The sequence below is a fragment of the Aeromonas sp. 604176 genome, from assembly GCF_049170755.1.
Lineage (GTDB): Bacteria > Pseudomonadota > Gammaproteobacteria > Enterobacterales > Aeromonadaceae > Aeromonas > Aeromonas veronii_A.
Genome location: NZ_JAAKNE010000130.1, coordinates 1 through 11,422, shown reverse-complemented (window position 1 = coordinate 11,422; position 11,422 = coordinate 1). Strand labels below are relative to the sequence as shown.

The 11,422-nt window shown below is 58.2% G+C and carries 11 protein-coding genes; 6 read left to right on the top strand and 5 right to left on the bottom strand.

Annotation, left to right across the window (positions count from 1 at the left end; genetic code table 11):
- Positions 1-56 precede the first annotated feature (56 nt).
- Positions 57-773, bottom strand: coding sequence for an arginyltransferase (locus G5358_RS18195; protein ID WP_216950965.1), 717 nt, complete (start codon positions 771-773; stop codon positions 57-59).
- The gene (aat, locus tag G5358_RS18190; protein ID WP_257697061.1) at positions 770-1,477 is read right to left on the bottom strand and encodes a leucyl/phenylalanyl-tRNA--protein transferase; all 708 of its coding nucleotides are present in this window, start codon (positions 1,475-1,477) and stop codon (positions 770-772) included. Before aat ends, G5358_RS18195 begins: the two co-directional genes overlap by 4 nt.
- A 19-nt stretch (positions 1,478-1,496) precedes the next feature.
- On the opposite strand from aat, the gene G5358_RS18185 reads away from it, so the two are divergent.
- Positions 1,497-1,967, top strand: a complete 471-nt coding sequence (locus tag G5358_RS18185) for a glycine zipper 2TM domain-containing protein (protein WP_005337104.1) — start codon at positions 1,497-1,499, stop codon at positions 1,965-1,967.
- Between the two features lie 107 nt (positions 1,968-2,074).
- Here G5358_RS18185 and G5358_RS18180 read toward each other — a convergent pair whose 3' ends face one another.
- The 3 genes from G5358_RS18180 to ald form a co-directional block, all read right to left on the bottom strand.
- A complete protein-coding gene (locus G5358_RS18180) occupies positions 2,075-3,322 on the bottom strand; it encodes a diguanylate cyclase domain-containing protein (RefSeq protein WP_421324643.1) in 1,248 nt (415 codons plus the stop codon).
- Positions 3,323-3,384: 62 nt separating this feature from the next.
- The gene (gene trxB / locus G5358_RS18175; RefSeq protein WP_421221579.1) at positions 3,385-4,335 is read right to left on the bottom strand and encodes a thioredoxin-disulfide reductase; all 951 of its coding nucleotides are present in this window, start codon (positions 4,333-4,335) and stop codon (positions 3,385-3,387) included.
- Positions 4,336-4,519: 184 nt separating this feature from the next.
- On the bottom strand, positions 4,520-5,635 hold the full coding sequence (ald, locus tag G5358_RS18170; RefSeq protein WP_076494667.1) for an alanine dehydrogenase: 1,116 nt from the start codon (positions 5,633-5,635) through the stop codon (positions 4,520-4,522).
- A gap of 150 nt (positions 5,636-5,785) precedes the next feature.
- Between ald and lrp the strand changes: the two genes are divergently transcribed.
- The 5 genes from lrp to G5358_RS18145 form a co-directional block, all read left to right on the top strand.
- Complete coding sequence (gene lrp, locus G5358_RS18165; RefSeq protein ID WP_005300047.1) at positions 5,786-6,277, top strand: leucine-responsive transcriptional regulator Lrp; 492 nt, start codon at positions 5,786-5,788, stop codon at positions 6,275-6,277.
- A gap of 202 nt (positions 6,278-6,479) precedes the next feature.
- A complete protein-coding gene (locus G5358_RS18160; RefSeq protein WP_421324642.1) occupies positions 6,480-8,996 on the top strand; it encodes a DNA translocase FtsK 4TM domain-containing protein in 2,517 nt (838 codons plus the stop codon).
- 80 nt (positions 8,997-9,076) lie between these two features.
- Complete coding sequence (lolA, locus tag G5358_RS18155; RefSeq protein ID WP_421209180.1) at positions 9,077-9,685, top strand: outer membrane lipoprotein chaperone LolA; 609 nt, start codon at positions 9,077-9,079, stop codon at positions 9,683-9,685.
- The gene (locus G5358_RS18150) at positions 9,685-11,022 is read left to right on the top strand and encodes a replication-associated recombination protein A (protein ID WP_421231569.1); all 1,338 of its coding nucleotides are present in this window, start codon (positions 9,685-9,687) and stop codon (positions 11,020-11,022) included. The genes lolA and G5358_RS18150 overlap by 1 nt, the downstream gene beginning before the upstream one ends.
- Positions 11,023-11,309: 287 nt before the next feature.
- Positions 11,310-11,422 (top strand): hypothetical protein (locus G5358_RS18145; protein WP_421324644.1); only part of this gene is annotated, 113 nt, incomplete at its 3' end.

Genomic DNA, 11,422 nt, shown 5'->3' with positions numbered 1-11,422 from the left:
ATAAGCCACAACAAAAAACCGCTGGATCATGCCGGATTTAAGGCTATGTGTAAAGTTTACTCGGGCTTGGTGTCGATATTTTTCCATTCCCCCTGAATTAACAGCTCGTGAGGGAGGTAATTGCGTTTGTAATTCATCTTGCGACACGCCTCTACCAGATAGCCAAGATAGAGCCAGCTTCGCCCGGTTCGCCTGGCCAGATCGAGCTGGCAGAGGATGGCAAAGGTGCCCAGGGAGCGATCGGCATAATCCGGATCGAAGAAGGTGTACATGGCGCTCAAGGAGTGGGGCAGCAGGTCTGTGGTGGCGACACCGATCAGGCGGCCCTCTTTGCGCATCTCCAGGTAGAGCGGCGGCATCCAGTCACAATGGAGAAACCCGCGATACTGACTGCGGTTGGGGGGATACATGCTGCCATCCTGATGGCGTTCGCGGATATAACGTTCGTAGAGCAGGTAATACTCGGGTTTGTCATCATAGCTCAGGACGATCTCGATATCCCTGTTGAGCTGGCGGATCCGCTTCTGGCCACGGCTGGGACGAAAGCGTTCGCTGTGAATACGAAGGGACTGGCAGGCATGGCACGCCGGGCAGTGGGGGCGATAGATGTCGTTGCCACTGCGGCGAAAACCGGCAGTCAACAATCGCTCGTAACCGTTGGCGTTGAGCAGATTGTGATCCATCAGCACCAGCAATTGCTCCTGTTCATGGTCCAGATAACTGCAGGGATGCTTGGGAGTCAGCCCTACTTTGAGGATCACTTCTTCAGTCATAAGCTGATCTCCCCCTCTCGCCAGCAGGAAGCCAATAGTGGTTGATGGCCAAGGCGCGCCAGCTCAGCCAGAAAACGGGCCCGTGGCCACTCCTCGATACCCAGGGTCGCCAGAAACGGGTTTTGCATCTGGCAATCGATAAGTGCTCCACCATGGCGTGAAAAGTGGCGACAGAGTGCCACCATGGCAAGTTTGGCGCCGTTATCAATCCGGCTGAACATGGATTCACCGCAAAACAGTCGGCCGATAGAGAGGCCATACAGTCCCGCTTGCAGCTCTCCCTCCTGCCAGATCTCGATAGAGTGGGCATGACCCAGCCGGTGCAACTGCTGGTAGGCCTCGATCATGGGCTGGCTGATCCAGGTGCCATCGGCAGTGCGACGAGGGGCGGCGCAGGCGGTAATGACTTCATTAAAGGCGCGATTGACAGAAATATCGAATGGGGTTCGACGGATAATCTTCTGCAGTGTCCGTCCCACATGGAGTTGGTCTGGGCGGATCACTCCGCGGGGATCCGGTGACCACCACAGGGTCGGCTGGTGGGGTTCATTCCACGGGAAGATCCCCTTGTGATAAGCTGCCAGCAATCTGGCAGGGGAGAGATCCCCGCCGATCGCCAGCAAGCCGTTGGGCTCTTCCAGCGCATGGCTGGGGTCGGGAAACCAGCAAAGCTCATCATCCAGTTGGGTAAGATAGCGAGACATAAGGCAACGAGGTTCATAGATGAAGGCCATTATCCTGATAGTATCCAGCTTGCTCTGCTTTGTCACTGCGCCCGCCGGGGCGGAGGTCTACCAGCGCAATACCGCGCGGCCAGTCAATCAGGTGGTGTTTGGTCAGGTCGAAACGGTGCGCAATATTACCCAGCGCCAGATCCTGGAGTCAGAGCACTCTGGCTGGAAGACGCTGGGGGGGGCTGTGTTGGGCGGCCTGCTGGGGAACCAGTTTGGCGGCGGTCATGGCCGTGAAATCGCCACCGCCGTCGGGGCGCTCGCGGGTGCTGCGGCTGCGCAGCAATACCAGTCCGGGGGAACCGTGGTGGAAAACAAGTTGGTGGAGCTGCTGATCCGCAACGAGCAAAATGCCCTTATCAACGTGATCCAGGATTATGATCCCGCCATGGTCTTTGCCAATGGGGACAAGGTGCGCATTCTCTATTTCGATGATGGGGTGCGGGTCGACAAGACTTACTGACTTTCGATAGTCATGATGATAGGGGATTGTGGCAGGAAAGAAACCCGCAGACTCTCTTGCTGGAAAGTCTGTCGGGCGGTAATACACGGGACTGATGCCCTGAGGATTCAGATAGCTGTCTCTTGAGAGACTATCTTGTCGCGACCGGTGTTCTTTGCCTGATAGAGCAGCCGATCCGCTACGCTCAGCGCCTCGTCCATGGATATCCGCCCGACGCTGATCACGCCGTAACTGGCGCGAACGAAGAGCGGAGTTTCCGGTGACAAGGGTTGCTGGCGCAGCTGCTGACGCAGCCCTTCAAGACGCTTGATCAACACGGGGACGGTACAGTGGGGTACCATCATGGCAAATTCCTCTCCGCCAAACCGTGCGATCATGGCATCGGGGAAGAACTGGGTCAGCTGGCGGGTCAGATGGCAGAGCAGCTGATCGCCGATGGCATGGCCCCAGTGATCGTTGACCTGCTTGAAGTGATCCACATCGAGCACACAGAGTGCGAGAGGCGTCTGCTGATGCAGATGTTCTTCAAACCATTTTTGCCCTTCATTGAACCAGTAGCGACGGTTGTAAAGACCGGTCAGATAGTCACGATTGGCTGACTCCTGAATGCTGTTGAACTGCTCGAGCGCCTCCAGATTGTGGCTGACCCGACACTGCAGCTCTTCCGGCTCGAAAGGCTGGTTGAGAAAGTCGTTGGCGCCCTGCTTGAGGTAGCGAGCAGAGAGACCGCGTTTGTCCGAGACCGAGATCCCGATAATCGCCAGCTGCTGCTTGCTGTAACGCTCTCTCAGCATCCGCACCAGACTGATGCCATCAATATCCGGCATGTAGTAGTCGACCAGTGCCAGCCGGATGCCCGGGTGTTGCTCCAGTATCGCCATCGCTTCACTGGCATGACTTGCCTCATGCACCTGCAACAGCTGTTTGCGCAACTGAGCCATGGTGCGGTGACGGGAGGTGCGTGAATCATCGACCACCAGCACTTCGATGGACTGGTTGAGATAGAGACGGTGCACCAGACTGACGGCATATTGCAGCGAGTGGCGTGAATCCTTCATCACATAGTCCAGCACGCCGGTTTCCAGCCAGGCGGCACGTTTATCCTCACTGATGTCGGCAGTGAGGATCACAACCGGCAATCCGCGAGCCAGCAGCTCGTTGACCGCTTCTCCACGGGGCGCATCCGGCAAGGTCAGGTCCACCAGCGCGACCACATACTCCTCGCCCCGACAGTGACGGGCGCCTTCTAGGGTATCGAAGGCGTCAATCTCGAGGCCTGTCTGCTGGGCAATGGCCTGAGTCAGCATACGGCGGATGGTCAGGCTATCTTCGACAATCAATATCTTCTGTTTCATTAGACTCCTTTAAATAAAAAAGGCATACCGACTGGTATGCCTTATATCACAACTGCGCTTGTTTATTGCGCGTCGAGGTAGCGTTCGGCATCGAGGGCTGCCATGCAGCCGGTACCGGCAGAGGTGATCGCCTGACGGTAGTTGTGGTCGGCCACGTCGCCGGCAGCGAAGACACCTTCAATGCTGGTCTGGGTGGCAAAACCGTCGAGGCCGCCACGTACCTTCAGATAACCGTTTTGCATCTCCAGCTGGCCATCGAAGATCTGGGTATTGGGCTGGTGGCCGATGGCGATGAAGACGCCCATCAGCGGCAGCTCGCTGGTGCTGTTGTCCTGAGTGTTGCGCAGGCGCACACCGGTGACCCCCATCTGATCACCCAGCACTTCGTCCAGGGTCTGGTGGGTGTGCAGCACGATGTTGCCGCTCGCAACCTTGTCGTGCAGACGCTTGATCAGGATCTTCTCGGCCCGGAACTCGTCGCGGCGGTGGATCAGGTGCACCTTTTTGGCGATGTTGGCCAGATACAAGGCTTCTTCAACAGCGGTGTTGCCGCCGCCGATCACCGCCACTTCCTGATTGCGGTAGAAGAAACCGTCACAGGTGGCACAGGCGGAGACGCCGCGACCCTTGAAGGCCTCTTCGGAGGGCAGACCCAGATACTTGGCGGAGGCGCCGGTCGCGATGATCAGGGCATCGCAGGTGTACTCGCCGTTGTCCCCTTTGAGGCGGAACGGGCGCTGAGTCAGTTCGACACTGCTGATGTGATCAAATAGGATGCGGGTATCGAACTTCTCAGCATGCTCTTTCATGCGCTCCATCAGGGCCGGGCCGGTCAGGCCTTCCGGGTCACCTGGCCAGTTTTCCACATCGGTGGTGGTGGTCAGCTGACCCCCTTGCTGCATGCCGGTGATGAGCAGGGGATTGAGGTTGGCGCGGGCGGCGTAGACGGCTGCAGTGTAACCGGCCGGGCCTGACCCTAGGATCAGCAATTTGCTGTGAGTGACTTGGCTCATGATGTCATTTCCGGGATGTGATGAGTTTGCGCGATTGTAGGTAATTCGTGATCCGGGGTCAAAGGCTGGTGAGTCGATTGCACTAATCGTGTTCACAAGGGGTGACATGCAAAATAAAGGAATAAAAAACCGCCCATCGCGGGCGGATTTTCACTCATCTCCAACTGGCGCAGGCCAGCGCAGATCAGTTCAGCAGGGTCAGGGGATCCGTGTAGGCAAGGCCATGTGCCACGGCCACTTCCTTGCAGGTGAGCTTGCCCTCCATCACGTTGAGCCCGTGCAACAGGTTGGGATCGCTCAGTAGTGCCTGACGATACCCTTGCTGGGCCAGCTTGATGATAAAGGGGAGGGTGGCATTGTTGAGCGCCACGGTCGAGGTGCGGGCCACCGCCCCCGGCATGTTGGCGACACAGTAGTGCACCACCTCATCGACAATATAGGTCGGATCCTGGTGGGTGGTGGCGTGGGAGGTTTCCACACAGCCGCCCTGATCGATGGCCACATCGACGATGGCAGAACCCGGCTTCATGCGCGCAATGTGGTCACGGCGGACAAGTTTTGGCGCAGTGGCACCCGGCACCAGCACGCCGCCGATGACCAGATCGGCCGCCAGCAGATGGCGCTCCAGCGTCTCGCTGTTGGAGTAGACCACCTTGGCCGCTCCCTGGAACTCGTTATCGAGACGGCGCAAGGTATCGATGTTGTTGTCGAGGATGGTCACATCCGCGCGCAGGCCAATGGCCATGCGGGCTGCATTGGAGCCGACCACGCCGCCACCGATGATCACCACCTTGGCCGGTTCGACACCGGGTACGCCGCCGAGCAGCACACCGCTACCACCGCGCGATTTTTCCAGCGCCTGGGCACCCGCCTGAATAGACATGCGTCCGGCCACTTCCGACATGGGGGCCAGCAGGGGCAGGCCGCCACGGCCGTCGGTGACGGTTTCATAGGCGATACAGATGGCGCCGCTTTTCAGCAGGGCTTCGGTCTGGGGCAAGTCTGGCGCCAGATGCAGATAGGTGAACAGGGTTTGACCCGGGCGCAGCATGGCACATTCGACAGGCTGAGGTTCCTTGACCTTGACGATCATCTCGGCTTTGGCGAAAACCTCTGCTGCAGAGGCCAAAATTTCGGCTCCAACAGCGATATAATCTGCATCGCTGAAGCCAATGCCGTTTCCGGCACCGCTTTGGACGAAAACAGTATGGTTTCGTGCTGTCAGTTCACGTACACTGGCCGGAACCATGCCTACGCGGTATTCATGGTTTTTTATCTCTTTAGGTACACCGATAATCATGCTATCCCTCGTCTATAGATTGGTGTTTCATGTTGCCAAAATGTTAACCAACATTTGCGCCTAGTATATTCAGGTATTGACAGGATTTGTGACCATAATTATAAAATGACTGGTGATTCTTACCAAAAAATAGCCAAAGGATGGAATAAAATGATGGAAGCTAAGAGTCGGCTAAAGGATTTGGACAGGATTGACCGCAACATTCTTAATGAACTGCAAAAGGATGGCAGGATTTCGAATGTTGAGTTGTCCAAGCGAGTTGGCCTGAGTCCTACACCGTGTCTGGAACGGGTTCGTCGCCTCGAGCGACAAGGTTATATCGAAGGATATGCCGCTATTCTGAACCCTCATTATCTGGACGCATCTCTGCTGGTGTTTGTAGAGATAACCCTCAATCGCGGGGCGCCTGATGTGTTTGAACAGTTCAACAAGGCTGTTCAGGTGCTCGAAGAGATCCAGGAGTGTCATCTGGTTTCCGGTGACTTCGACTATCTGCTCAAGACCCGAGTCAGCGACATGTCGGCTTACCGCCGTCTGTTGGGGGAAACCCTGCTGCGTCTGCCCGGTGTCAATGACACCCGTACCTACGTGGTGATGGAAGAGGTCAAGCAGAGCAGTCGTCTGGTGATCAGCACCCGATAAAGCAGGTTATGCCGTGGTATCTTTTCCATATGAGACACCATGACAGTCAGAAACGAGCGGCCGGTCCGCTCGTTTCTTCTTGTAAAGATAATTGCAAATATGGCCCCGTCCCATCAGGCTCTGGCTGACAATCGATGGGCTTTTCGGGGATACTAGGCCCCCTTATTTCCTGCATTACATGTTTTCAGAAAGGAGCCGGAGTTTGGCCGATAAAAAGCTGTTTACTCCTTTATCAGGTACACAACGGATCTTCGAAGCCGTCTTGATCGCCATCACCCTGATGGCTGCTTATCTTCTGCTTGCCCTGTTGTCCTATCATCCCGCTGATCCCGGCTGGTCCCAGACCTCCTGGCAAGGGGAGGTGAAGAACCTCGCCGGTAGTGCCGGTGCCTGGCTCGCCGACATCACCATGTTTACCTTTGGTGCTTTCTCCTATCTGGTGCCGCCGCTGGTGGTACTGCTGGGCTGGAGTCTGTTCTGGCGCCCGAGCCGTCTGCTCGATGTGGATTACCTCACCCTGGGGGTGCGGATCATCGGCTTTATCCTGACCGTGCTCGGCATGTCGGCCATTGCCAGCATGAACTTCAACGATATGCAGAACTTCTCCGCCGGTGGTCTGGTGGGGGATGTGATCGCTTCTGCCGTGGTGCCGCTGTTTGGCGGCGTCGGGGCCAACCTGATGCTGCTCTGCTTCGTGGCAACCGGTATCACCCTGTTTACCGGCTGGTCCTGGCTCACCATCGTCGAGCAGATCGGCGCGGCCTGTACCGGTTCGGTCAGCGCTGTTTACCACTTCCCGACCACCCTCGGCCGCTGGCTGACCGGTGGCTGGCGTCAACCCCGCAACGAGGGGCCGGATCCCTTGCTGGAAGGCGGGGTAGGGGCCATCGCGTTTGATGATGAGGAAGATGAGCCACACACCAGCTGGACGCGCAAGCCCAAGGCCAAAAATCAGAAGGCTGCCACCGAAGAGTGGCTGCCGGAACTCGACGACGATACCTTCGAGTTCGATCCCCAGTTTGATGATGAAGATGATGAGTCGGCTCCGGCTGCCAAGCCTAAACGTGCGGTGGCGGCTGCCAATGGTCGCCGCCAGCCGGTACTGGGTGTGGCCGATGACGATGATGAGGACGATCTGGATCTGCCGTGGGCCGAAGGGGACGACGAGGTTGCCGCGCCGGTAGCCGTTGCACCGACCAAGCCCAAGCGTCGTCCGCAATCTACGCTGCCGCCGTTGCCGAGTATCGAGCTGCTCGACCGTCCACCCGCCAAGACCCAGATGATGAGCAAGGATGAGCTGGATCGCATGGGGCGTCTGGTGGAGGCCAAGCTTGCCGACTACAACGTGCAGGCCAAGGTGGTGGGTGTCTATCCGGGCCCGGTCATTACCCGTTTCGAGCTGGATCTGGCGCCGGGCATGAAGGCGAGCAAGATCACCAACCTGTCGCGCGATCTGGCCCGTTCCCTCTCTGCCAGCAGTGTGCGGGTGGTTGAGGTGATCCCGGGCAAGACCTTCGTCGGTATTGAGCTGCCCAACCGGGTGCGTCAGACCGTTTACCTGCGCGAGACCCTAGACTGCGATGCCTTCCGCGATAGCCGCAACCCGCTCACCATGGGCCTGGGTCAGGACATCGCCGGCGAGCCGGTGGTGGTGAACCTGGCCAAGATGCCGCACCTGCTGGTGGCCGGTACCACAGGTTCCGGTAAGTCAGTGGGGGTCAACACCATGATCATCTCGATGCTCTACAAGTCATCCCCCGATGACCTGCGCTTCATCATGATCGACCCCAAGATGCTGGAACTCTCGGTCTACGAAGGGATCCCGCACCTGCTGACCGAGGTGGTGACCGACATGAAGGACGCCGCCAACGCCCTGCGCTGGTGTGTGGGCGAGATGGAACGCCGTTACAAGCTGATGTCGGCGGTCGGGGTGCGTAACCTCAAGGGCTACAACGACAAGGTACTGGCTGCCATCGAGGAGGGGGAACCCCTGCTGGATCCGTTGTGGCGCCCGGGTGACTCCATGGATCAGATGCCGCCGGAGCTGGAGAAACTGCCCCACATCGTGGTGGTGGTGGACGAATTTGCCGACATGATGATGATCGTCGGCAAGAAGGTGGAAGAGCTGATCGCCCGTATCGCCCAGAAGGCGCGGGCCGCCGGTATTCACCTCATTCTGGCTACCCAGCGTCCGTCGGTGGATGTGATTACCGGTCTTATCAAGGCCAACATCCCGACCCGGATTTCGTTCCAGGTGTCGAGCAAGATCGACTCGCGCACCATCATCGATCAGGGCGGCGCCGAATCTCTGCTCGGCATGGGCGACATGCTCTACATGCCAGCCGGTACCTCCAACCCGACCCGGGTACACGGTGCGTTCGTCGATGATCACGAAGTGCACAAGGTGGTGGCGGATTGGAAACTGCGCGGCGAGCCGAACTACATCGAGGAGATCCTCTCCGGTGAGTCGGGTGGCGAAGGTGGCAGCGGCGAATATGGCGGTGGTGGCGACGAAGAGCTCGACCCCCTGTTCGACGAAGCGGTTGCCTTCGTGGTGGAGTCCCGCCGTGGTTCGACCTCCAGCGTGCAGCGCAAGTTCAAGATTGGTTACAACCGGGCTGCTCGTCTCATCGAGCAGATGGAAAATCAGGGCATTGTGAGCGCCCCGGGTGGCAACGGTCAGCGCGATGTGCTCGCTCCGCCGCCGGTGCGGGACTAAGGCCCACCCTTTTACTGTTATCCTGGCCATGCCCCTCACGGGCGTGGCCTTTTATCGAGATGGTCGTTATGAAAAGCATGATGAAAAAACAGCTGTTGATCGGATCCATGCTGCTGGTTGCCAGCAGCCAGGTGTGGGCCGACGCGGCCAGCGATCTCAAGCAGAAGCTGGCCAGTGTCAGCCTCTTCTCCGCCAAGTTCTCCCAGACTGTCTACGACAGCAAGGGCAAGGAGCTGCAGCGCGCCAGCGGCGATCTGCTGGTGCAGCGCCCAAACCATTTCAATTGGCATACCACTGCGCCTGACGAGAGCCTGATCGTGGCTGATGGCAAGGATGTCTGGGTGTATGATCCCTTCGTCGAGCAGGTCACCGCCCTTAAAATGAAGGATGCGGTGCTCAATACCCCCTTCGTGCTTATCACCGGCAATGACGAAAAACTGTGGAAGCAGTACGACGTGACTCAGCAGGGTGATGTCTACACAGTCACCAGCCGTGATCCGAGCGAGCTTATCGCCTCCTTCCGTGTAACCTTCGATCGCGACAACAACATCAGCCGCTTCGATGTGAAAGAGGCGCAGGGGCAGTGGACCGAATTTACCCTCAATAACTTCAACCGCAAGCCGGTGCTCAAGGGTAACGAATTTGTCTTCAAGATCCCGAAGGGGGTCGAGCTGGATGATCAGCGCTGATGAGCAATCTGTCGCTGGATTTCTCCTCGGACTTTCGTCCGCTGGCGGCCCGGATGCGGCCGCAAAACCTCGACCAGTATATCGGTCAGCAGCATATCCTGGGGGCTGACAAGCCCCTGCGCAAAGCGATCCTGGCGGGTCACTGCCACTCCATGATCCTGTGGGGGCCACCCGGTACCGGTAAAACCACGCTGGCGGAGCTGGTGGCTCACTACTGTCAGGCGGAAGTGGAGCGACTCTCGGCAGTGACCTCAGGCATCAAGGAGATCCGCGCCGCCATCGACAAGGCCAAAGAGAACAGCTGGCGCGGGGTGCGCACCATCCTCTTCGTGGATGAAGTGCACCGCTTCAACAAGAGTCAGCAGGATGTGTTCCTGCCTCATATCGAAGATGGCACCATCACCTTTATCGGTGCCACCACCGAAAACCCCTCGTTCGAACTCAACAACGCGCTGCTCTCCCGTGCTCGGGTCTATCTGCTCAAGCGACTTGAGGAGAGCGACATCCTCGCCATGCTCGATCAGGCGATGACCGATCCCCGTGGTCTCAATGATCCGGTGCTCACCTTTGCCCCTGGGGTGAAGGAGGCGCTGGCCAAGGCGGTGGATGGGGACGGGCGTAAATCCCTCAACTATTTGGAGCTGTTGGCCGACATGGCCGAAACCGACAGCACAGGGGCGAGGGTGATCGACAGCGCGCTGCTTGCCGCCGTAGCGGGGGAACATGTGGCCCGCTTCGACAAGGGGGGGGATCACTTCTACGACCTCATCTCGGCGGTGCATAAATCTATCCGCGGCTCGGCACCGGATGCGGCACTCTACTGGTATGCCCGCATGGTGAGTGCCGGCTGCGATCCGCTCTACATTGCACGCCGATTGCTGGCGATTGCCTCGGAAGATGTGGGCAATGCCGATCCCCGAGCCATGCAGGTGGCGCTATCTGCCTGGGATTGTTTCCACCGCATCGGGCCGGCGGAAGGGGAGCGGGCCATCGCCCAGGCGATCGTCTACCTTGCCTGTGCTCCCAAGAGCAATGCGGTCTACACCGCCTGGAAGGCAGCGCTCCATGATGCCAAAAACCTCCCTGACTTCGAGGTGCCGGTGCACCTGCGCAATGCGCCGACCCGGCTGATGAGCGATCTGGGCTATGGCGCCGAGTATCGCTATGCCCATGACGAGCCGGGCGCCTATGCCGCGGGCGAGGAGTATTTTCCCCCCGAGCTTGCCGGCAAGCAGTACTATCAGCCTACCGATCGTGGCCTTGAAAAGCAGATCGGCCAGAAGCTCGATTATCTCCACGAGCTGGATCGACAGAGCTCGCAAAAACGGGGCCGATAGCCCCGCTTGTTTGTCAGCAGAATGAAAATTGGTCAAGTACCGGAATAATTGGGGTGTTTGACCCCACAAGTCGGCAAAAACGACCCAAATAGTCCCTGTTCGGGCAGGGGGGCGGTCTGCTACACTGCCCCTCTGACCCCGTTGGTTTCGGCCTGATACCATCTTCTTGATTTCGAAGGCCTGACTCTCAAGGCGACGGGGGCCAACCGATGTTAACTTCCGGATCTGTTTTTTAGCCCGTCATGATGACTCAGGCCCAGATCCCTTATTAAAAAAGTAGGTAACCCATGCTGGATCCCAAATATCTGCGCAGCGACATCGATGAAGCTGCCGCTCGTCTGGCGACACGTGGCTACGTTCTGGACGTAGCGGCTGTCAATGCTCTGGAAGAGAAGCGCAA

Bases quoted from the DNA above. Each gene is read 5' to 3' on its own strand.
- G5358_RS18195 (WP_216950965.1), bottom strand. From the start codon at position 773: ATGACTGAAGAAGTGATCCTCAAAGTAGGGCTGACTCCCAAGCATCCC.
- aat (WP_257697061.1), bottom strand. From the start codon at position 1,477: ATGTCTCGCTATCTTACCCAACTGGATGATGAGCTTTGCTGGTTTCCC.
- G5358_RS18185 (WP_005337104.1), top strand. From the start codon at position 1,497: ATGAAGGCCATTATCCTGATAGTATCCAGCTTGCTCTGCTTTGTCACT.
- G5358_RS18180 (WP_421324643.1), bottom strand. From the start codon at position 3,322: ATGAAACAGAAGATATTGATTGTCGAAGATAGCCTGACCATCCGCCGT.
- trxB (WP_421221579.1), bottom strand. From the start codon at position 4,335: ATGAGCCAAGTCACTCACAGCAAATTGCTGATCCTAGGGTCAGGCCCG.
- ald (WP_076494667.1), bottom strand. From the start codon at position 5,635: ATGATTATCGGTGTACCTAAAGAGATAAAAAACCATGAATACCGCGTA.
- lrp (WP_005300047.1), top strand. From the start codon at position 5,786: ATGATGGAAGCTAAGAGTCGGCTAAAGGATTTGGACAGGATTGACCGC.
- lolA (WP_421209180.1), top strand. From the start codon at position 9,077: ATGAAAAAACAGCTGTTGATCGGATCCATGCTGCTGGTTGCCAGCAGC.
- G5358_RS18150 (WP_421231569.1), top strand. From the start codon at position 9,685: ATGAGCAATCTGTCGCTGGATTTCTCCTCGGACTTTCGTCCGCTGGCG.